The sequence below is a fragment of the Variovorax sp. HJSM1_2 genome, assembly GCF_049316285.1.
Lineage (GTDB): Bacteria > Pseudomonadota > Gammaproteobacteria > Burkholderiales > Burkholderiaceae_C > Rhodoferax_B.
In genome coordinates this window covers 58,006-79,365 of record NZ_JBMOXA010000005.1, presented here as the reverse complement: position 1 = coordinate 79,365, position 21,360 = coordinate 58,006, and the positions used below count along the sequence as shown (strand labels likewise).

At 64.5% G+C, this 21,360-nt stretch carries 21 protein-coding genes; 13 read left to right on the top strand and 8 right to left on the bottom strand.

All coding sequences use genetic code 11. From position 1 onward, the window contains the following. Positions 1–117: 117 nt before the first annotated feature. On the top strand, positions 118–1,653 hold the full coding sequence (gene hutH / locus ACFQ95_RS07235) for a histidine ammonia-lyase (RefSeq protein ID WP_422830172.1): 1,536 nt from the start codon (positions 118–120) through the stop codon (positions 1,651–1,653). A 4-nt stretch (positions 1,654–1,657) separates the two neighbouring features. On the opposite strand, the gene ACFQ95_RS07230 is transcribed toward hutH, so the two are convergent. Genes ACFQ95_RS07230 through ACFQ95_RS07205 form a run of 6 tightly spaced genes read right to left on the bottom strand, consistent with a single transcriptional unit; the run spans position 1,658 to position 7,140 of the window. Further along, positions 1,658–2,380, bottom strand: coding sequence for a UTRA domain-containing protein (locus ACFQ95_RS07230; RefSeq protein ID WP_422830171.1), 723 nt, complete (start codon positions 2,378–2,380; stop codon positions 1,658–1,660). A 3-nt stretch (positions 2,381–2,383) separates the two neighbouring features. Next, on the bottom strand, positions 2,384–3,346 hold the full coding sequence (locus ACFQ95_RS07225) for an ABC transporter ATP-binding protein (RefSeq protein WP_422830170.1): 963 nt from the start codon (positions 3,344–3,346) through the stop codon (positions 2,384–2,386). Next, the gene (locus ACFQ95_RS07220) at positions 3,343–3,993 is read right to left on the bottom strand and encodes an ABC transporter permease (RefSeq protein WP_422830169.1); all 651 of its coding nucleotides are present in this window, start codon (positions 3,991–3,993) and stop codon (positions 3,343–3,345) included. Before ACFQ95_RS07220 ends, ACFQ95_RS07225 begins: the two co-directional genes overlap by 4 nt. After that, the gene (locus tag ACFQ95_RS07215) at positions 3,990–4,610 is read right to left on the bottom strand and encodes an ABC transporter permease (protein ID WP_422830168.1); all 621 of its coding nucleotides are present in this window, start codon (positions 4,608–4,610) and stop codon (positions 3,990–3,992) included. The genes ACFQ95_RS07220 and ACFQ95_RS07215 overlap by 4 nt, the downstream gene beginning before the upstream one ends. Beyond that, positions 4,607–6,196, bottom strand: coding sequence for an HAL/PAL/TAL family ammonia-lyase (locus ACFQ95_RS07210; RefSeq protein ID WP_422830167.1), 1,590 nt, complete (start codon positions 6,194–6,196; stop codon positions 4,607–4,609). Before ACFQ95_RS07210 ends, ACFQ95_RS07215 begins: the two co-directional genes overlap by 4 nt. Positions 6,197–6,231: 35 nt before the next feature. Continuing rightward, entirely contained in the window at positions 6,232–7,140 is a 909-nt protein-coding gene (locus ACFQ95_RS07205; RefSeq protein WP_422830166.1) for a glycine betaine ABC transporter substrate-binding protein, read from the bottom strand. 303 nt (positions 7,141–7,443) lie between these two features. Between ACFQ95_RS07205 and ACFQ95_RS07200 the strand changes: the two genes are divergently transcribed. The 12 genes from ACFQ95_RS07200 to hutG all read left to right on the top strand — a co-directional run bounded on the left by ACFQ95_RS07200 (position 7,444) and on the right by hutG (position 19,464). Continuing rightward, the gene (locus tag ACFQ95_RS07200) at positions 7,444–8,445 is read left to right on the top strand and encodes an ornithine cyclodeaminase family protein (RefSeq protein ID WP_422830165.1); all 1,002 of its coding nucleotides are present in this window, start codon (positions 7,444–7,446) and stop codon (positions 8,443–8,445) included. A 15-nt stretch (positions 8,446–8,460) separates the two neighbouring features. Beyond that, positions 8,461–9,303, top strand: a complete 843-nt coding sequence (locus ACFQ95_RS07195) for a phosphate/phosphite/phosphonate ABC transporter substrate-binding protein (RefSeq protein WP_422830164.1) — start codon at positions 8,461–8,463, stop codon at positions 9,301–9,303. A gap of 40 nt (positions 9,304–9,343) precedes the next feature. Continuing rightward, positions 9,344–11,062: a urocanate hydratase gene (gene hutU, locus ACFQ95_RS07190; RefSeq protein ID WP_422830163.1), complete on the top strand. Its 1,719-nt coding sequence runs from the start codon at positions 9,344–9,346 to the stop codon at positions 11,060–11,062. A 160-nt stretch (positions 11,063–11,222) separates the two neighbouring features. Beyond that, on the top strand, positions 11,223–11,984 hold the full coding sequence (locus tag ACFQ95_RS07185) for an IclR family transcriptional regulator (RefSeq protein ID WP_422830162.1): 762 nt from the start codon (positions 11,223–11,225) through the stop codon (positions 11,982–11,984). Between the two features lie 62 nt (positions 11,985–12,046). After that, positions 12,047–12,790: a glutamine ABC transporter substrate-binding protein gene (locus ACFQ95_RS07180; RefSeq protein WP_422830161.1), complete on the top strand. Its 744-nt coding sequence runs from the start codon at positions 12,047–12,049 to the stop codon at positions 12,788–12,790. 203 nt (positions 12,791–12,993) lie between these two features. Continuing rightward, positions 12,994–13,662, top strand: coding sequence for an amino acid ABC transporter permease (locus ACFQ95_RS07175; RefSeq protein ID WP_422830160.1), 669 nt, complete (start codon positions 12,994–12,996; stop codon positions 13,660–13,662). Continuing rightward, positions 13,659–14,450, top strand: a complete 792-nt coding sequence (locus ACFQ95_RS07170) for an amino acid ABC transporter ATP-binding protein (RefSeq protein ID WP_422830159.1) — start codon at positions 13,659–13,661, stop codon at positions 14,448–14,450. Before ACFQ95_RS07175 ends, ACFQ95_RS07170 begins: the two co-directional genes overlap by 4 nt. A gap of 16 nt (positions 14,451–14,466) precedes the next feature. After that, complete coding sequence (locus ACFQ95_RS07165; protein WP_422830158.1) at positions 14,467–15,327, top strand: phytanoyl-CoA dioxygenase family protein; 861 nt, start codon at positions 14,467–14,469, stop codon at positions 15,325–15,327. A gap of 12 nt (positions 15,328–15,339) precedes the next feature. Beyond that, positions 15,340–15,933, top strand: a complete 594-nt coding sequence (locus ACFQ95_RS07160) for a HutD family protein (protein WP_422830157.1) — start codon at positions 15,340–15,342, stop codon at positions 15,931–15,933. Positions 15,934–15,942: 9 nt separating this feature from the next. Further along, positions 15,943–17,238 carry an imidazolonepropionase gene (hutI, locus tag ACFQ95_RS07155; protein ID WP_422830156.1) on the top strand — a complete coding sequence of 432 codons (1,296 nt, stop codon included), beginning with the start codon at positions 15,943–15,945 and terminating at the stop codon, positions 17,236–17,238. Beyond that, positions 17,228–18,625 (top strand): formimidoylglutamate deiminase, encoded by a 1,398-nt coding sequence (locus ACFQ95_RS07150; protein WP_422830155.1) that lies wholly within the window; start codon positions 17,228–17,230, stop codon positions 18,623–18,625. The genes hutI and ACFQ95_RS07150 overlap by 11 nt, the downstream gene beginning before the upstream one ends. Before the next feature lie 11 nt (positions 18,626–18,636). Then, positions 18,637–19,464, top strand: coding sequence for an N-formylglutamate deformylase (gene hutG / locus ACFQ95_RS07145; RefSeq protein ID WP_422830154.1), 828 nt, complete (start codon positions 18,637–18,639; stop codon positions 19,462–19,464). 69 nt (positions 19,465–19,533) lie between these two features. Here hutG and ACFQ95_RS07140 read toward each other — a convergent pair whose 3' ends face one another. Then, a complete protein-coding gene (locus tag ACFQ95_RS07140; protein ID WP_422830153.1) occupies positions 19,534–20,298 on the bottom strand; it encodes an alpha/beta fold hydrolase in 765 nt (254 codons plus the stop codon). Between the two features lie 17 nt (positions 20,299–20,315). Then, positions 20,316–21,329: a M14 family zinc carboxypeptidase gene (locus ACFQ95_RS07135; RefSeq protein ID WP_422830152.1), complete on the bottom strand. Its 1,014-nt coding sequence runs from the start codon at positions 21,327–21,329 to the stop codon at positions 20,316–20,318. Positions 21,330–21,360: the final 31 nt, after the last annotated feature.

Below are 21,360 nucleotides of genomic sequence, written 5' to 3'. Positions count from 1 at the left end.
TGCCACCACGTGGCATTGCGCGCGTATTTCTTTTCGCCCGGCAGGGCTGGACATCTTGCAACATTGGCCTCTCTGAACGATGATGGCGGCAACTTGTATAGACAGGATGAAAACACCATGACCACCACCTCTTTAGTGCTCCACCCCGGCGACGTCAGCCTGGCCGAATTGCGCCACATCTACAGCACCAACGCAGCTTTGACGCTGGCTCCCGAGGCCGAGGCCGGCCTGCTCAGTTCGCAGGCCGCGGTGCAGCGCATCGTGGACGAAGACCAGGTGGTCTATGGCATCAACACCGGCTTTGGCAAACTCGCCAGCACCAAGATTGCACGCGACCGGTTGGCCGATTTGCAGCGCAACCTGGTGTTGTCGCACAGCGTTGGCACGGGTGCGCCATTGGCCGCACCCGTGGTGCGTTTGATTCTGGCAACCAAGGCCGTGAGCCTGGCGCGCGGCCACTCGGGTGTGCGGCCGGCATTGGTGCACGCTTTGCTGGCGCTGGCGAATGCCGGTGTCACGCCGCACATCCCGGCCAAGGGCTCGGTGGGCGCTTCTGGCGACCTGGCGCCGTTGGCGCACCTGGCCTGTGTGTTGATTGGTGAAGGCCAGGCTTTCACCGCCGATGGCAGCCTGGTCAGCGGTGCAGAAGCCATGCAAAGCATAGGTTTGACGCCCTTTGTTCTGGGCCCGAAAGAAGGCCTGGCCTTGCTCAACGGCACGCAGGTTTCCACCTCGCTGGCCCTGGCCGGTTTATTTGGTGCCGAGCAGGTCTTGGGCGCAGGCCTGGTGGCCGGAGCCTTGTCGCTGGAAGCCATCCAGGGCTCGATCAAACCGTTTGATGCACGCGTGCATGCCGCGCGTGGCCAGCCCGGCCAGATCGCCGTGGCAGGCGCCGTGCGCGCCTTGCTCGACGGCAGTGAAATCGTGCCTTCACACCCCGATTGCGGTCGTGTGCAAGACCCCTATTCCATCCGCTGTGTGCCGCAAGTCATGGGCGCATGTCTAGACAACCTGCAACACGCCGCACGCGTGCTGCAAATCGAGGCGAACGCGGCTTCCGACAACCCACTGGTGTTCGACAACGGCGACGTGATCTCGGGCGGCAACTTCCACGCCGAGCCGGTGGCGTTTGCGGCTGACATCATTGCGCTGGCTGTGGCCGAGGTCGGTGCCATCTCCGAGCGCCGCCTGGCGCTGCTGCTGGACACCGGCCTGTCGGGCCTGCCCCCGTTCCTGGTACGCGACGGCGGCGTCAACTCCGGCTTCATGATTGCGCAGGTCACGGCCGCCGCCCTGGCATCGGAAAACAAATCCCTGGCCCACCCGGCCAGCGTGGACAGCCTGCCCACTTCGGCCAACCAGGAAGACCACGTGTCGATGGCCACGTTTGCCGCACGCCGCTTGGGCGATATGGTGAACAACACCGCCGTGGTGGTGGGCATAGAAGCCATGGCCGCGGCGCAAGGCATGGAGCTGAAGCGCGGGTTGAAAAGCTCACCGCTGGTGGAAGCCGAGTTTGCACGCCTGCGCAGCAAAGTCGCCTTCCTGGAGCAAGACCGCTATTTGGCGACTGACGTGGAAAACATGCGCCTGTGGGCACTGCAAAGTGAATGGCCGACTGCTGTGCAGCAGATCGTGCCTAGCTTCGCCTGATGGTCTAAACCGTGGTCGTCGGTGTGGTCGAGAACACACCGATCAGCCGATAACTGCTGCCGGGGTGGTAGAGCCGCGCGATCGACGCCACGCGCCCCTGCGATACCGTGCGGCGCGACACCCTCAGCAAGGCGGCGCCTTCGTCCACCCGCAGGTGGGCTGCCAACGCCGCCTCGGCGTTGACCGCTTCCACCACCTGTTCGGCGGCCGTCAGCGGTGCACGCTCAAACAGGTGGCCCGACGCAGTCTGCGCCGCGAGGTCCAGCGACAAGAAGTCTGGCACCACCTCGGGGTTGATGAAACGTTCTTCAAACTGCACCGGCACACCGTTCTCCAGGTGCAGCACCTGGCAGCAAAACACCGGGGCACCGGGTGTGCACTGCATCGCCTGGGCGATGGCGGCGCTGGCTTCTATGCTGGTTTGCAGCAACACCTGGCTGCTGTGTGTGTGGCCGCGCCCGTCGATCTCTTCGCGGATGTCCTTCACGCTCAAGATGTTGGAGATAGGCTGCAGATCGGCCACGTAAGAGCCCGAGCCGTGGCGCCGCTCTATCAAACCTTCGGCCTGCAGCTCCTGCAGCGCGCGGCGCACCGTCATGCGCGCGTATTTGAATTGTTCGACCAGTTCTCGCTCGGATGGCAGCTTGAAACCTGGCTTCCAGCCGCCTTGCTCAATCGCCTGACGGATGGCGTATTTCACATCTTCATAGCCGTTTTTGGTCGCCATGTTTCAGTTCTCCAACGCAGCGGGTGAAGCGCTGGCCAAAGCGCGCAAGGCCTCAAACCGCAAGCGGCCGGTGGTGTGCCCATTGGCATCGGTCACGGCCAACTCGGCCGCCCCCGATTCCAACAACAAGGCCAGGGCTTCACGCAGTGAGCTGGTGGCGGCAATACGCGGCGCACCGGCTGCAGGCGCATCAACCTCAAAAGCCGAGCCCACAGTGGCCAAGGCCAGGCGTTTGAGCGAGCGCCCAACGCCCAGGAATGAGGCAACAAATTCATTCGCGGGTGTGGCCAACAAGGCATCGGGCGTGTCGACCTGCAGAATACGGCCGTCGCGCAGAATCGCCACGCGGTCGCCCATCTTCAGGGCTTCGTCGATGTCGTGTGTCACAAACACAATGGTCTTCTTCAACTGCTGCAGTATGCGCAGGAATTCATCCTGCAGCGAGGCGCGGTTGATCGGGTCGATGGCGCCAAACGGCTCGTCCATCAGCATCACCGGCGGGTCGGCCGCCAGGGCACGCGCCACACCCACGCGTTGGCGCTGGCCACCCGACAGCTCGCGCGGATAACGCTGCCGGTATTGCTCGGGCACCAAGCCCACCAGCGCCAGCAGTTCATCCACGCGCGCCTGGATGCGCGGCTCGGGCCAGCCCAGCAGGCGCGGCACGGTGGCGATGTTCTCGGCGATGGTGAAGTGCGGGAACAGGCCCGTCTGCTGGATCACGTAGCCGATGTTGCGGCGCAGCGCGACGGCGTCCTGCTCGCGCACATTGCGCCCCGCCACCTCGATCAGCCCGGCGTCGGGTTCTATCATGCGGTTGATCATGCGCATGGTGGTGGTCTTGCCGCAGCCCGACGAGCCAATCAGCACACACAGCTCACCTTCGGGAATGGTCAACGACAAGCCGTCGACCGCAGGCCGCTGCGCGCCCGGGAACTGCTTGGTCAGGCCTTCGATATGGATCATGGATTGCGCAGCCCTTTGGGCGTTAAGTGTTTTTGCAGCGAGCCGAACAAGCTATCGACCGCTATGGCCAGCAGCGTGGCCGGAATGGCGCCAAGCAGCACCTGGGGCACGGCCATCATGGCCACGCCCGAAGTGATGAACTCGCCCAGGCCGCCACCACCGATGTAGGCCGCCAGCGTGGCGCCCGAGATCACCTGCACCGCTGCGATACGCAGGCCGGCAAAGATGGTCGGCTGCGCCAGCGGCAGGCGCACGCGCCAGGTGATCTGCCGCTCACGCATGCCCATGCCGCGTGCGGCATCTATCACCTCGGGGTCTATGCCGCGCACACCGGCGTAGGTGTTGAGCAGAATCGGCGGCAAGGCCAACAGCGCCAAGGCCACCAGCGATGGCAGAAAGCCCGTGCCCAGCAGCGGCATAGCCAGCGCCAGCACCGCCAGCGAAGGCAGCGTGCGCCCGGTGTTGGCCAGGTTGATGGCCAGCAGCACACCGCGTTGCGACAACGCCAGGCGCATGCCCAGCGGCACCGCCACCAGTGCACCCAGCCCCAGCGCACAGGCCGACAGCAGCACGTGTGTCCACAGCGCCGCGCCCACGCGGCTCGGGTCGGCCATGAACATGTCCCAGGCTTGCGCAAGAAGGTTCATGCCGTTCCCTTGCGCAAACGGTTTTCCACGGCGTGCAGCGACACATCCACCAGCACCGAGAGCAGGCAGGCCGCCAAGGCGCCAACCCAGATCTTGGCCGCGTGGTCGCTGGACATGCCGCTGAAGATGATGTTGCCCAGGCCACCTGCGTTCACAAAAGCCGCCACCACGGTGATGCTGATCACCGTGACAGCCGCCACACGCAAGCCGGCGACGATGATGGGCGCGGCCAGCGGCAACTCGATGCGCCGCAGGATCTGGCCGCTGTCCATGCCCATGCCACGCGCGGCGTCCACCACGTCGGCCGGCACTTCACGCAGGCCGGTAGCCACGTTGCGGATCAGGATCATCAGCGAAAACATCACCATCGCCAGGATGGCGTTGGTCTTGCCCAGGCCAACGATGGGAATCAGCAGCGCCAGCAAGGCCATGGTGGGAATGGTGTAGAGCACGCCCGAGATACCAAGCGTGATGCTCATGACGCGTTGGTTGCGCGCGGCCCAGATGCCCAGCGGCAACGACACCGCAAAGGCCAGCAACAGCGCCGAACCCGAGACGAAGATATGTTCGCCCAGGGCCTGCAACACCTGGTCCCAGTTTCTGATCAACCACTTCATGCCGCGGCACTCTCCTCAAGCCCACCCGGTTCCGGCAACGCGCCGGCCAGCCAATGCCTATGCAGCAGCTCGACCTCGGGCCCCAGCGGCCGGTCTTCGTCGAGCGGCGGCAGCAGTGCACGCACGGCGGTGTAGATGCGGCGCGCACCCGCGCCCATCTGGTCCGGCGTGATGCCACGCAGATCCACGGCCTGCGCGGCGCTGAGCAATTCAATACAGGCCAGGTAAGCCACGGCGTCGCCCAGCCGCTGCGTCTTCTCCACCACCTGCGGCGCCATCAGGGCATGGTCTTCCGAGGTTTCAGACACCGGAAAGAAATCCAGGCACGCGGGATTGGCTAGGTGGCGCACTTCGCTCCACAGCGCGGTCAGCGTTTTCTGAATGGTGGCAAAGCCGGAATGTTCGGGGCCCAGGCGTGTGAGCTGCAGAGGCAGCCCGCTGCTGCCGGGCGAATACAGGCGCTGGCAACGCTGCACCACGGCCGAGGCGGCCTGGGCGAACGCCAGGCCAACACCTTCGAGCGAGAGCACCAGGCCGGGAATATGGAAGTTGCTGGTGGAGATCAGGCGCCCTTGGCCCTGTGCAGCTTCAGTTGCAGCGCCTTCGGGCAGTACCAGCGGGCTGTCGCCCGCGCCATTAAGTTCGGCCTCTATATGCTGGCGCGCATCTTCCAGCGCCCACCAGGCCGCGCCATGGATCTGCGGCACACAGCGCAGCGACAGCGGATCCTGCACGCGCCGGGCGGCACCACTTTGCCACAGGGCGCTGCCGTCCAACAAAGCAACCAGACGCTCGGCGCTTTGCTGCACACCGGGTGTAGGCCGCGCCGCCACCGCTTCTGCGCAAAAAGGCGACAGGTTGGCGCGAAAGCCCTCCAGCGTCAGCACGGCGGCGAAATCGAGCAAATCCAGCACCCGCGCCATATGCTGCCAGGCCAGGGCCGCGCCTCCCACGGTAAAGGCATTCGAGCTGATCAGCGCCAGGCCGTCCTTTGGCCCCAACTGGGCGGGCGCCAAACCGGCGCGGCGCAGGGCCTCACCACCGGGCAGGCGTTCACCACAAAAATCAGCCTCGCCAGCCCCCAGCAGCACTTGCATGGCATGCGACATCGGCGCCAGGTCGGCCACGCCTATAGAGCCCAAGGCCGGCACCACTGGATGCACCCCGGCATTGAGCAGCGCCAGCAAGGCATCAAACACTTCGGGCGAAATGCCCGAACCACCCACAGCCAGCCCCGCCAGGCGGCTGAACAGCGTGGCACGCACACGCTCGACCCCTATCTCAGGGCCAACGCCGACACTGCGCGCCTGGATGGCACGCACCTGGTAGGCCGCCTGCTGCGCCGGATCAATGGCCTGGCCCACGTTCGCGCCCAGGGCACTGTTGAGACCGTAGATCGGTGTGCTCGACGCCGCCAGTTGATCGACCACCGCACGCGCGATGCGCAGCCGTTGCGCGACCTCGGGAGTGGCGCACACCGGCGCGCCCGCCTGCGCCACGCGCAGCAGGTGTTCTATCGTCACCGGGCCTGGGCCCAACAGCACGGCTGTGGCCGCCTGGCCGGCGGATGCGCTTGCGGCTTGCATGTCTGGCCTGGCCAACATTGCCTGCGGCGCGGCGATCAGCGAACGATGCCCTTTTCCTTCAGAAAGGCCTTGGCCACGTCCTTGGGCTCTTCCTTCTCGCCGTCCACCAGGTAATTCAGTTGCGCCATGGTGGCGTCGTCCAGCAAGGCGCTGATCTTGTTGGCCACCTCACCCACCTTGGGGTTGGCGTCCAGCACGTCCTTGCGGATCACCGGCGCCAGGTAATAAGGCGGCCAGAGGTTCTTGTCGTCCTTCAGGCGCGTGAGCTTCATGGCGGCAATCATGCCGTCGGTCGAATAACCGTTGACCACCTGCACCTGGTCGCCCTTGAGCGCCTGGTAGCGCAGGCCAATGGCCAACTGCAGGTCTTCCTTGAATTCCATGCCATAGGTGGTCTTCAGGCCAGGCAGGCCGTCCTTGCGATCGCGGAATTCGGGGCCTGCGCCCAGCTTCACTTCCTTGGCCACCTTGGCCAGATCCGACAGCGTGGCCAGCTTGTACTTGGCCGCCACCTCGGGTTTGACCACCATCACATAGGTGTTGTTCATGGGCGCCTGGTCCAGCACCACCAGCCCATTCGCGGCGTAGGCGGTCTTGACCTTGGTGTAGACCGCCTGTTTGTCGGTCATAGGCGCTTCCTTCAGCACCGCCAGCAGCATGGTGCCGGTGTACTCGGGGTAGAAATCGATCTGCTTTTCTTCCAGCGCCTTCTGGGCGATGAGCGTGCCGCCGAGGTTGACCTTGCGCTCCACCTTGATGCCATTGGCCTCGAAAGCCTGCGCATACAACTCGGCCAGAACATACTGCTCCGTGAAGTTCTTGGAGCCAACCTTGATGGTTTGGGCCGACGCCATCACCGCACACCCCATGGCCGCTGCGGCCACCAGAACGGTTTTGAGACGAGACTGCAGACGAGACGGCGAATCGACAAACGGCATGGTCATGAAAAGCTCCGGCGACAAAATCATGGTGGAAGAACGCAACCCGGCACGAGCCATGCAATTGGCGTGCCCAGGCATTCAAGTGGTCTATGCCAGTTCAGCGCACCAAAAACAAACAACTTCGCCGTGCAACAAGTTGTATGAACCACTTTAATGCAAAAGCGCCCGTTTTTGCACACCACCGAAAGTGCATAAGCTAATTCAGTGCATGCATGTTTTTTCAGCACCGGAAAGTTGACCCTATAGCCGTTTGATCCTATAGTGGTATATACCACTTAACGCCCAGCCGCCACAGAAAGCACGACCTTGAAAAACATCCACCTCACCTATCTCAACGGCCCCGACATCGCCCGCCTTGCCCTGAGCAACGACGAAATCCTGGCCGCCGTCGAGCAAGGTCTGCTGGCCCAGGGCAATGGCCAGACGGTGATAGAGCCGCGTGTGCACCTCACGCCCGATCCGGCGTTTCGCGGCCACTTCAACGTGCTGCGCGGCTACATCGCCCCCATGAACCTCGCGGGCGTGAAGATCGTCGGCGACTATGTGGACAACTACAAACAAGGCCTGCCGTCCGAGATGGCCATGCTGAACCTGTTCGACCCGCGCACCGGCATGCCTGTGGCCATGCTGGACGCCACCTTCATCACCGATGCGCGCACCGGCGCCATCACCGCACTCGGCGCCAAACACCTGGCGCGCAAGAGCAGCAAGGTGCTGGGCCACATTGGCGCGCGCGGCACGGCCTACTGGAACGTGCGCCTGCTGAACCACCTGTTCGACTTTGACGAGATCCGCATCCACTCGCGCCGCCCCGAAAGCCGCGAAAAGTTTGCCGCCAGACTCGAACAAGACCTGGGCAAAAAGATCACCATCACCGAAGACTGGGAATCGTGTGTGCGCGGCGCCGACATCGTGGTCGAAGCCTCGCGCCTGGAAGAACCTACGCCACTGCTCAAGACCGAGTGGATCAAGAAGGGCGCGTTGGTCGTGCCCTACGGCACCATGAGCGCGGTCGAGCTGTCGCTCACCGACATCATGGACAAGATGGTGGTGGACGACTGGGGCCAGTGCAAGGGTGGCCCGTTTGGCTCCTTGCGCGCGCATGTCAACGCGGGCAAACTGTCCGAGCAAACACTGCACGCCGAGTTGGGCCAGATCGTCGCCGGCCAAAAGCCCGGCCGCCAGAGCGACGATGAAACCAATCTCTTCTGGCACCGCGGCCTGTCGCTGAGCGACATTGCCATGGGCCACGCGCTGCTGCAAAAAGCCGCCGCCATGGGCATAGGCCAGCAACTGGTTTACGCCTAAATCACGTACAGCACCATGATCGCCAACGCCCGTATGTACGCCGTCACCCCCGCCGTGGCGCAGGCCTGGCGCAGCTTGTTGCTGCGTGTGGGTGAGATCGCCGGCGTGTCGTGGGACTACGTGGAACACGCCGCTCCCGCGCCCGTGGCCGCGCTGTGGGACCGTGACGATCTGGGCGCGGCCTTTATGTGTGGCCTGCCCTACATCACGCGCGCCCACAAGGCCTTGGCGATACACACCGCCCCCCCGGTGATCCTCGCCGCGCCGGTGCCAGCGCCCGCCCGTTATGCAGCGCAGCCGGTGTACTTCACCGAGTTTGTGGCACGCCGCGACGCCGGGTTTTCCGACCTCGCCGCCACCTTTGGCCACCGCCTGGCGCACATGTTGCCCGAGTCAAATTCGGGCTTCAACGCCCCGCGTCATCACTTGATGAGCTTGGCACCCGCAGGCCAAACCAGCCTGTTTGCCGCCACCGCCGCGCCCACCACCACACCCATGGCGGTGTTGCGTGCCGTGCTCGACGGCCAGGCCGAAGTGGGTGTGGTCGACAGCTACGTACTGGACCTGCTGCGCCACCACACCCCCGAGCTGATGGCGCCACTGGTCTCGCTGGAGAACACCATCGCGTCCCCCATTCCGCTGCTGGTGGCCTCGCCCAGCCAAGCCCCCGACGTCACGCAACGTGTGCGCCAAGCCCTGCTGTCAGCCCACGAGGACGCGGTTTGCGCGACCGCCATGGACAGGTTGCTGCTGCAGCGCTTCACCAGCGCCGAACCCGAGACCTATGAAGTGCTGGCCGAGCGCGAAGCCACCGCCAACCGCGCAGGGTTCGCCCTCACCACATCCCGCGACGCCTGAAGCGTCAGCCACTTTTTTTGCCCTACGCCTGGAGACAGCCATGAACGCACCCGAAACCTTCACACCACAGAATACCGATCCACGCGTAGACCCGACCCGCGTCATCCGCGCCCCGCGCGGCACCGACTTGCACTGCAAGAACTGGATTGCCGAGGCCGCCTACCGCATGATCCAGAACAACCTCGACCCCGAAGTGGCCGAAAACCCGCAAGCTCTGGTGGTTTACGGCGGCATTGGCCGCGCTGCACGCGACTGGGCCTGTTTCGACCAGATCCTGGCGTCGCTCAAAGACCTGGAAGAAGACGAGTCGCTGCTGGTGCAATCCGGCAAACCCGTGGGTGTGTTCAAGACACATTCGAACGCGCCACGGGTGTTGATCGCCAACTCCAACCTGGTGCCCAAGTGGGCCAACTGGGAACACTTCAACGAGCTCGACCGCAAGGGCTTGTTCATGTACGGCCAGATGACCGCCGGTAGCTGGATCTACATAGGCGCACAAGGCATCGTGCAGGGCACGTTTGAAACCTTTGTCGAGGCCGGCCGCCAGCACTACAACAACGACTTGTCGGGCAAGTGGATACTGACCGCCGGCCTGGGCGGCATGGGTGGCGCACAACCGCTGGCTGGTGTCTTGGCAGGGGCTTGTGTGCTGGCCATCGAATGCCAGCAGAGCAGCATCGATTTCCGTCTGCGCACGCGTTATGTGGACAAACAAGCCAAGGACATAGACGACGCGCTGGCCCTGATCCAGCAACACACGGCGGCCGGTGAGGCCGTGTCCATCGCGTTGCTGGGCAACGCCGCCGAGATCGTGCCCGAGCTGGTGCGCCGCGCCAAGGCCGGCAGCATCAAGCCCGACCTGGTGACCGACCAGACCTCGGCCCACGACCTGATCAACGGCTACCTGCCCGTGGGCTGGAGCGTGGCCGAGTGGAAGGCCGCGCAACAAGATCCGGCGCAACACGCCGCACTGACCGCCGCCGCCGCCAAGGGCTGCGCCGTGCACGTGCAGGCCATGCTCGACTTTCAGGCCATGGGCATTCCCACTGTGGACTACGGCAACAACATCCGCCAGGTGGCGTTTGACCAGGGTGTGCAAAACGCTTTTGACTTCCCCGGTTTTGTGCCGGCCTACATTCGCCCGCTGTTCTGCGAAGGCAAGGGCCCGTTCCGCTGGGTGGCCTTGTCGGGCGACCCGGAAGACATCTACAAGACCGACGCCAAGATCAAGGAGCTTTTCCCCGACAACCACCACACGCATCGCTGGCTGGACATGGCGCGCGACCGCATCGCCTTCCAGGGCCTGCCCGCACGCATCTGCTGGCTTGGCCTCGGTGAGCGCCATCTGGCCGGCCTGGCCTTCAACGAGATGGTGAAGAACGGCGAACTCAAGGCGCCCATCGTCATTGGCCGCGACCACCTGGACACCGGCTCGGTGGCCAGCCCGAACCGCGAAACCGAAAGCATGCGTGACGGAACGGACGCCGTCTCTGACTGGCCGCTGCTCAACGCCCTGCTGAACACCGCTGGTGGCGCCAGCTGGGTCAGCCTGCACCATGGCGGCGGCGTGGGCATGGGTTACTCGCAACACGCCGGCATGGTGATCGTGGCCGACGGCAGCGACGCCGCCGCCCAGCGCCTGGCCCGTGTGCTGGTGAACGACAGCGGCTCGGGCGTGATGCGCCACGCCGATGCGGGCTACGAACAAGCCATTGCCACGGCGAAGAAGCAAGGGCTGAAATTGCCGATGGTGAAGTGATCGTCAAGTGATGCTGGGGTGGTCGGCCAGGGATGGTTCTTTCATCATCCTTTAAGCCTTCCACACCGCCTTGGCAGGGTGGCGAAAATTTCGCCGCCCCATTCCCATTTCTCGGGAATGGGTTGTTCAATTTCTAAATGGCTGCGTCCATACTGCGCGGATGTCGTCCAGCAAGCCACCGCGAGCCACCCCATCAGCCGTCCCCACCGCCGACCGCGTGTTGCAGGTCTTGGCGGTGCTCGCGCAGCAAGGCCGCACCATGGCCGCGCCCGAGTTGATGGAACACACCGGCCTGGCGCGCAGCACGCTGTACCGCCAACTGGCCCGGCTCAAGCGCTGGGGCTTTGTGCTGGAGCGCGATGGCCAATATGCGCCCGGCCCGGTCAGCCTGCAACTGGCGCTGGGCTTCGACCTCGCCTCCCATTTGGTGCCCTTGGCGCGCCCGGCCATGACCGAGTTGTGCCAGCAGGCGCGTGAAAGTGTCGGCCTCATTGTGGCCGTGAACGATCAGGCGATTTGCCTGGACATGGTGGAGACCAGCCAGTCGCTGCGCTGCTCGTTTGAAAAAGGCCGCAGTGTGCCGCTGCGCCTGGGCGCCTCGGCCAAATGCCTGCTGGCCCACTTGCCCGAAGATAGGCGCGATGCGCTGCTCGACACCCACTACGGTGCCCATTCCCCGGCACGCGCCGCCGCGCTCCAGGAGCTCGTCTCCATTCGTAACACAGGTTATGCCGTTTCGCAGAGTGAGGTCGATCCCGGCGTCTGGGGCTGCAGCGTGCCGCTGTTTCGCACGCCGCGCCAGTCGGTGGGCGCCATCACCCTCATGGCCCCCATCTTGCGTGCGCAAGATCAGGCGTCGGCGCTGATCCACATGACCGTGGTCGCGGCGGCCCGCATCTCACGCGAACTCACGCCGCCCTGACCCCGGGCGCGGCTGATTCTTTTTTTGGTTTTTTCTCTCTTTCCCCCAACCGGAGCTTTTCCATGAACATCCGCCGCAGCCTCCTCCTGGCCAGCCTGACCGCCCTGACCCTCGGCGCCGCCGCCGTGCACGCGCAAGACAACGTGCTGCGCGTGGGCACCGACGCCACGTTCCCGCCCATGGAGTTTGTCGAGAACGGCAAACGCACCGGCTTCGACATCGAACTGGTGGAAGCCATAGGTAAAGCCATGGGCAAAAAGGTGGAATGGGTGGACATAGACTTCAAGGGCCTGGTCCCCGGTCTGATCTCCAAGCGTTTCGACATGGCCGTGTCGGCGATCTACATCACCGACGAACGCAAGAAGGTCGTGGACTTCACCACGCCCTACTACGCCGGCGGCCTGGTGGCCATGGTGAAAGACGGCAACACCAGCATACAGAAGCTGGCCGATCTCGACGGCAAGAAGGTCAGCGTGCAAGTGGGCACCAAGTCGGTGAGCTACCTGGAACAAAACTTCCCCAAGGTGCAGCGCGTTGAAGTGGAAAAGAACCAGGAAATGTTCAACCTGGTGGACATAGGCCGCGCCGACGCTGCCGTGACCGGCAAACCCGCCGCCTACCAATACGTGCGCACCCGTCCTGGCCTGAAGGTTCTGCAGGAGCAGATCACCACCGAGGAATACGGCATGGCCATACGCAAGGACTCGCCCGAGCTGACCAAGGCCGTGAACGCGGCGCTGGCCAAGCTCAAGGCCGATGGCAGCTACGACGCCATCGTCAAGAAGTGGTTCAGCGCCGCCAAGTAATTAAAGGATCCTCTGCATAAATCAACACGGTGCGTGGCAGCACGGCTCGGGCGGTCTGCGGCGTTGCGCTTCTTGCCAATAGCTACGGCTATTGGCTGCAAAACGCGCCTTGCATCCCATCCCTATCCGCACTCCCCGCCCTCGCGTCGATTCACGCAGAGGATCCTTAGCCCTCCCAAAAACCAACCGCGTCCTCACTCGATATGGATTTAGATTTTTCCCCCGTATGGGCCGGTTGGCCCCAACTGCTGCGCGGTGCCGCCGTGACCATAGAGGTCACCGCCGCCTCGCTGCTGCTCGGCTGCGTCATGGGCCTGCTGATCGGCATTGGCCGGCTCAACCCCAAGCGCCGCTTCATCTACAGCCTGTGCACGGCTTACGTGGCGGTGATTCGCGGCACACCTTTGCTGGTGCAGTTGTTCATTCTGTTTTTTGGCCTGCCGCAGTTCGGCATCCTGCTGCCGGCGTTTGTCTGCGGCGTGATCGGCCTGGGCATTTACTCGGGCGCCTATGTGTCTGAAGTGGTGCGCGGCGCCATCCAGTCCATAGACAAAGGCCAGATGGAAGCCGCGCGCTCCATAGGCATGTCGTCCGGCCAGGCCATGCGCGCGGTGATCTTGCCGCAAGCCTTTGTACGCATGATTCCGCCGCTGGGCAATGAATTCATCGCACTCATCAAGAACTCGGCACTGGTGTCGCTCTTGACCATACACGACGTGATGCACGAAGGGCAGAAGATCATCAGCGTGTCGTACCGCTCGCTCGAGGTCTACCTCGCGATCGCCGTGGTCTACTTTATTTTGACGGGCATCACCACCCTGGTGCTGCGCCACATTGAACTGCGCCTGCGCGCTGGAGGCATGGTGCAATGAACGCTGCATTGAAAAAAATCGAATCTGCTGCTGGTGAACCTATGGTGCGCATCCGTGGCCTGCGTAAGGCCTTTGGTGACCACGTTGTGCTCAACGGCATTGACTTCGACGTGTTGCCCTCACAAGTGGTGGTCGTCATTGGCCCCAGCGGTTCGGGCAAAAGCACCTTTCTGCGTTGCTGCAACGGGCTGGAGCAACCGCAGGGCGGCCAGATCGACATCTGCGGCCGCACGCTGGTACGAGACGGCACGATGTTGTCTGAGGCCGAGCTGAACGCGTTGCGCGAAGAAGTGGGCATGGTGTTTCAGTCGTTCAACCTGTTCCCGCATTTGAGCGTGCTCGACAACGTGACCGTGGGCCCGCGCATGCTGCGCAAGTTGTCGCGCGCAGCGGCCGAAACCGAAGCCCATGCCCTGCTCGCCAAGGTGGGCCTGGCGCACAAAGCCAGCGCCATGCCGGCCAGCTTGTCGGGTGGGCAAAAACAACGCGTGGCGATTGCGCGTGCGCTGGCCATGCATCCACGCGTGATGTTGTTCGACGAACCCACCTCCGCACTCGACCCCGAACTGGTGGGCGAAGTGCTGCAGGTCATGAAGGTCTTGGCCGCGGAAGGCATGACCATGATGGTGGTCACGCACGAAATGGATTTCGCTCGTGAAGTGGGCGACGTGGTGGTGGTGATGGACGGCGGTGGCATCATCGAGGCCGGCCCGCCGGAGACGATTTTTACCGCGCCTACCCAAGAGCGCACACGCTCGTTTTTGCAGGCGGTTTTGACTAGAACTTAAAAAAAGAGATCTGCCAATGCCCGAGACAACGTCACCCACTTTTTCTGCCGAGATCCAAGCCCGCGTTCAGGCACGCCTGACCGACACCCTGGTGCAAGACTTCGCGCGCGACGGCGCCATCTGCATCCGGCAATTGCTCTCGCCAGAAGAAGTGGCGTTGTTGCGCGATGGCATCGAAGCCAATCTGGCCCAACCCAGCCCGCGCGCCAAAGTGGCCAGCCGTCCCGATGACCCGGGGCGCTTCTTTGAAGACTTCTGCAACTGGCAAGACATTGACCAGTTTGCCCGCTTCATTCATGAAGCGCCGCTGGCCCTGGCCGCACAAAAGCTGATGGCGTCCGACACGGTACGCCTGTACCACGACCACCTGTTGGTGAAGGAACCCGGCACACGCCAGCGCACGCCCTGGCACCAGGACCAGCCCTACTACAACATCGAAGGCCAGCAGAACGTGAGCATGTGGATTCCGGTCGACCCGGTTTCGCGCGCATCGACGCTGGAATTTGTCGCCGGCTCACACAAGGGCCCGTGGCTCATGCCGCGCAGCTTCATGGACAACCAGGCCAAGTGGTTCCCCGAAGGCAGCCTGGCCGACCTGCCCGACATAGAAGCGCAGCGCGATACCTTTCCCATCATAGGCTGGCAAATTGAACCCGGCGACGTGGTGTGTTTCCACATGCTGGCCCTGCATGCGGCCGCCGGTGTGGACGGCCCGAACCGGCGGCGTGTGTTCTCGGTGCGTTTCCTGGGCGACGACGTGCGCCACGCACCACGCCCCTGGAAAACCTCGCCCGAATTTCCCGGCCTGGCCGACAGCCTGCCCGCCGGTGCGGCTATGGATCACCCCTTGTTTCCGCTGCTGCTGAGCAGCAACTGACCCTCATCAGATATGCAATTTTTTGACCTCGCCAAGATCACCCCCAGCCCCTGGAAAAACGGCGGTGGCAGCACCCGCGAGCTGGCCTGCTGGCCGCCCGGCGCGGGCATGGACAGCTTTGAGTGGCGCGTGAGTGTGGCCACCATCGCCGCCTCTGGCCCGTTCTCGGCGTTTGCCGGCGTTGACCGGCAGATCATGCTGCTCGACGGTGATGGCGTACAACTCAGCACCGCCGATGGCAGCTTGAACCACGCCTTGGTGCAACGCTGGCAACCGTTTGCTTTCTCGGGCGACGTGGCGGTGGATTGCCAGTTGCAAGGCGGCACCTCCACCGACTTCAACCTGATGCGGCGGCGCGGCGCGTGGCAGGGCGATGTTGAGGTGATCCACCAGACCTGCCAGCCCGGCAGCACACCCGCAGGCCTGTGCCTGGTGCTGGCCGGCATGTGGCAGGTCACGCCCTCGGACGAAAGCGGCCAATACATCAAGCCCGGCCAGGGTTGGTCGTGGCACGACCAAGCCCAGGCCCCGCTGCGGCTGCAACCGGTCTCCAAGCCCGGCCAACCAGCCTGCGTGGCCTGGATTGCGCTCTCACCCGCCGCCTGAGGACACCACATGCCACACACCTCTGCGATCCCGGCTTACAGCGCCGATGGCGTATGGGAGAAGCTGCAGCTCGCCGCCGAGCTGGCGCAGCCCGATGTGCCCGTGCCCGCAACCACACTCGTCAGCCTGGTGGTGCAGGACGGCCAAATCCGTTGGGTAGGCCCAAGCGACGCCCTGCCCGCCGCCTTCGCCGCACTGCCGCGCCATGCAGGCTTTGGTGCGCTGGTCACGCCGGGCTTGGTCGATTGCCACACCCACCTGGTCTACGGCGGCCAACGCGCCAACGAGTTCGCCATGCGCCTGGCCGGTGCCAGCTACGAAGACGTGGCCAAGGCCGGCGGCGGCATCGTCTCATCGGTACGAGCCACACGCAAGGCGAGTGAAGACGCCTTGTTCCAAGCCGCGCTGCCGCGTCTGCAAGCGCTGCTCGATGAAGGTGTCTGCGCCATCGAAATCAAGTCGGGCTACGGCCTGGCGCTGGAGCACGAACGCAAACAACTACGCGTGGCGCGCCGCCTGGGCGAGGCCCTGGGCGTGACGGTGCGCACCACCTTCCTGGGCGCGCACGCACTGCCACCCGAATACACGGGCCGCAGCGCCGACTACATCAAGCTGGTGTGTGAGCAGATGCTGCCCGCCCTGGCCGCCGAAGGCCTGGTCGATGCGGTAGACGTGTTCTGTGAACGCATCGCCTTCTCGCTGACCGAAACCGAGTTGGTGTTCCAGGCCGCGCAGCGCCTCGGCATTCCGGTGAAGTTACACGCCGAACAAATCTCCAACATGGGCGGCAGCGCGCTGGCCGCGCGTTACGGCGCGTTGTCGTGTGACCACATCGAACACTTGGACGCGGACGGCATCGCCGCCATGAAATCGGCTGGTACGGTGGCCGTGTTGCTGCCCGGCGCCTACTACACACTGCGCGACACGCAGTTGCCGCCCATCGCCGGCCTGCACGCCGCTGGTGTGCCCATGGCGGTGTCAACCGACCACAACCCCGGCACCTCGCCCGCACTGAGCCTGCTGCTCATGGCCAATATGGCCTGCACACTGTTTCGCCTGACCGTGCCCGAAGCGCTGGCCGGCATCACCACCCACGCCGCGCGTGCGCTGGGCCTGCAAGACAGCCACGGCCTGCTGGCCAGCGGCCGCCCGGCCAACTTCGTGTTGTGGCCTGTGGCTGAAGCGGCAGAGCTGGCCTACTGGTTCGGCCAAAAACCCGCCTGCACCATCGTGCGCCAGGGGCGCGTGGTGCGAAACGACTTGCGCAACGATTTAGCTTCGAAAGATCCATCCCATGGCGCATAGCCAACCACAAGCGCTGTTCGCCGAACACGCCCTGCTGCCCACCGGCTGGGCACAAAACGTTTTGCTGCAGTGGAACGATGCCGGTGTGTTCACCGCCGTCACACCCAACACCACTTTGCCCGCAGCTGTGCCCACCACCTCCGGCCCGCTGCTGCCCGGCCTGCCCAATCTGCACTCACACGCCTTCCAGCGTGCATTTGGCGGCCTCACCGAATTTCGGGGTGCTGCGCAAGACAGTTTCTGGAGTTGGCGAACGCTGATGTACCGCTTTGCGGCACAACTCGGCCCCGAACAGATCGAGGCCATCGCCACCTGGCTCTACATCGAAATGCTGGAGGCCGGCTACACCTCGGTGTGCGAGTTCCACTATGTGCACCACGAGCGCGACGGCCAGCCCTACGCCGACGACGCCACGCTTGCCCTGGCGCTGCTGCGCGCCGCACACACGGCAGGCATCGGCCTCACGTTGCTGCCCGTGCTGTACCAGACCAGCGGCTTTGGCGGCCTGGCGCCCACACCGGGCCAGGCACGCTTCATCCGCAGCACCGACTCGATGTTGAAGCTGCTGCAGCGCCTGCAACCACTGTGCGCAGCGCAAGGTGCCGCCCTAGGCCTGGCGCCACACTCGTTGCGCGCCGTGCCACCCGACAGCCTGGCCGCCGCCATCGAAGGGCTCAACGCCATCAACCCCCAAGCGCCGGTGCACATCCACATTGCCGAACAAACCGGCGAGGTCGACGCCTGCCTGGCCTGGAGCGGCCAGCGCCCAGTGGAATGGCTGCTGAACCACGCCGACGTCAATACACGCTGGTGCCTGGTGCACGCCACCCACATGACACCCACCGAGTACACCCGCGCCGCACAAACCGGCGCCGTGGCCGGCCTGTGCCCCAGCACTGAAGCCAACCTGGGCGACGGCCTGTTCGACCTGCCCGCCTGGCTGGCCGCCGGTGGCGCCTGGGGCGTGGGCTCGGACAGCCACGCCAGCGTCAACGCCGCTGAAGAATTGATGCTGCTGGAATACGGCCAGCGCCTGCAACTGCGCCAGCGCAACGTGCTCGCTACAGCAGCACAACCGCAGGTCGCCACCGCCATGACGCTGCAGGCCGTGGCCGGCGGCGCCCAAGCCGCTGGCCGCCCCGTGGGTGGCTTGGCCGTGGGCCAGTTGGCCGACTGTGTGGCGCTCGACGCCCAGCACATCGCGCTGCAAGGTTTGCCAGCACCCGAACAACTCTCGGCCCACGTGTTCGCCAGTCACCGCACCTCGGCCGTGGCCGACGTGTGGGTCGCCGGTGTGCCCCGTGTAAAAGCCGGGTGCCACGCCCAAAGCGCCAGCGCCGCCGCTGCATTTGTGGCCGCGCGCCGTCAACTACTGGCATCGAATTGAGGAGAGCCATCTTGAGCAACACCATCACCCAAAACACCGTCAGCGACCAGCCGGCCTTCACCTTCCACCAAGGCACGGCGCCGCTGCTGGTCTCCATGCCCCACGTCGGCACCTACGTGCCACCGGGCATCAAAGCGCGCCTGAGTGAAGAGGCGCGCCAGGTGCCCGACACCGACTGGCACCTGGAAACCCTCTACGCCTTCGCGCGTGAACTCGGCGCCTCCATCCTGGTCGCCACCCACTCACGCTACGTGGTCGACATGAACCGCCCGCCCGACGGCGCCAGCCTCTACCCCGGCCAAAGTGTCACCGGCCTGTGCCCGGTCGACACCTTTGACGACACGCCGCTTTACCCCAACGGCGATGTGCCTACGGACGAAGAAATCGCCGCGCGCCGCGACGCCATCTGGCAGCCTTACCACACACAACTCGCCAGCGAACTCGCGCGCATACGCCAACAACACGGCGTGGCCATGTTGTGGGACGCACACTCCATACGCTCGGTGCTGCCGCGCTTTTTTGAAGGCAAGCTGCCCGACCTGAACCTGGGCACAGGCAAAGGCACGAGCTGCGACCCGTCCCTGGCGCAAAGCGTGTTCGGCATTGCCCAAGCCGCGCAGGCCGACGGCTACACCTCAGTCCTGAATGGCCGCTTCACCGGCGGCTACATCACGCGCCAGTACGGCCAGCCCGCACAAAACGTACACGCCATCCAGCTGGAGATGACGCAGTCTTCGTACATGGAAGAGACGCTGCCGTTTGCCTACCGGCCCGATTTGGCGGCCAAGGTGCAACCGCATTTGCGCAAGATGCTGGAGGCGGTGTTGGCGTTTGCGTAAGCACACTTCTGCCAAAACCAAATTCACATGGCGCTGATTTTCAGCAGGCCGCCGCCAGTTGACGTGACGTCAACCCACGGTGTGCTCCAGCCACCAGCGCCGGATCTGCGCCAGCACCCAAGGCGCGTCGTCCAGCGGCAGGTCGTGCCCCGCCGTGGGATGCCGCTGCAAGTCACATTGCCAGCGCGCAGCCAGGGTCGCTGAGCATTGCGGCGACACCAGGCCATCGTGGTCGCTGGCCAGCAGCAGCATGGCTGCGCGTGGGGACGACGCAGGCGCGCGGTAACGCGTGGCGGCCAACAGTTGCCGCAATGCGTTGGCACGCGCCACGGGATGTTGTTCGCGCAGCCCTACCCAAGCCGCCAGCACAGCGGCATGCCGTGCGGGGCCGGTGTTGCTGGTGATGCGCAAAATGGTCTGCTCCCATTCTTCGGCCGTGGCACTGCGCAACACCAGGCGCAGCAGCGGTGCATAGGTGCGCGGCCGCAAGCGTTGGTAAAACGGGCTGAACGGCCGCAGGCTGGTGTTGACCAGCACCAAAGCCGAGACCTCAGACGGATAGCCGTGGGCCCAGGCCACGGCCACCATGGCGCCGAGCGACATGCCCAGCAGTGCCACTGGCTCGGTGATGCTCATCTCGGCCAACGTTGTGCGGCAATGCGCCACCATGCCTTGCACGTCGGCCGGGCTGCATTGCGCATGTAGCCTGCCATTGCCAGGCAGGTCTAGCGCGATCACACGCTGGCCGGGCAGCGCCGCTTCAAACTGCGAGACAAACGATCCCCAATGCCCGCTTTCTCGGGTCAGGCCGCGCAGCAAGATCCAGGTGCTCATGTGAGGTTGCCCATTGTTCAGTACCAACGCTGCAAAGCCAGGGCGTGCTCCGCGGCGCGGTGTTCTGCTGCCGGGCGCCACAACACATGGCCGTGGGCGGCGCGTGTCAGAAACTCCAGCAAGGCCTGGTGCTGGCGCAACACGCGCTGCTGGCGGTGCGCGATCAGCGGGTTGAAAATGCCGTGGCGCGAAAACAGTTGGCGCGGGTTTTTCTTGATCCACAACCACGAGCCCATCTCCAGCGTCAGCGGCAGGAACACGCGCTCGGGCTGTGCCGTCGATTGGCGGTAGAGGTGGTCCCACAAATCACCGTGGGCCAGATACTGCAGGCTCTGCGGCTCGAACACATAGCGGTACTGGCTCAGCGACTCCGCAAAGATGGCTTGCAGCGCGTGTATCTCGGCCAGGTGGTCTATGGGTTTGCGGGTATGGGCGTAGGGAAACCACAGCCTGTCGGTGACACCAAAGCCGGAATGGCAATCGACCGCCAGGCTGAAGCTGCGCGACAACAGTTCGGCCTGCACCACTTCACACACGGCCTGGTTCTCGGCCTCCATTTCAGCGGCATGCAGCCCCCGGTACCAAGGCAGGCGCGGGCTGTAACGCTGGCCACCGGCCAGAAACGGCACGGGCTCGAGCGCATCGACCGGTGCATTGCGCATCAGGTCCACACCACGCGGATTGGCGCGTGTGCCCAGGGCCATGCCGCCGGGGTTGATGATGGGCATGAACACCAGCCGGATGTTCTCCAACTGCTGGTGCAGGGCGCTGTCCCAGCGCAGCCGCACGGCCAGGTGGTGCAGGTAGGCGAGCACCACGCCCGCGCCTATACGCTCCAGCCCGTGCACGCCGCCAAAAAAACCCACGGCCGGCACATCGGGCGACGGGTTGCCCAGCGTGATCGCGTACACCGGATAACAACCGCCACCAGGCACCTCGACATGGCGCACCGTGCGCACCTGCAGGTGGGCTGCACCTAGTGCGATGCTGCGCTCCAGCGCCTCCAGTTCAGGCAGGTCAACAGTCGGCAAGATGTTTGTGGTGGTGGGTGATCAGAACGCG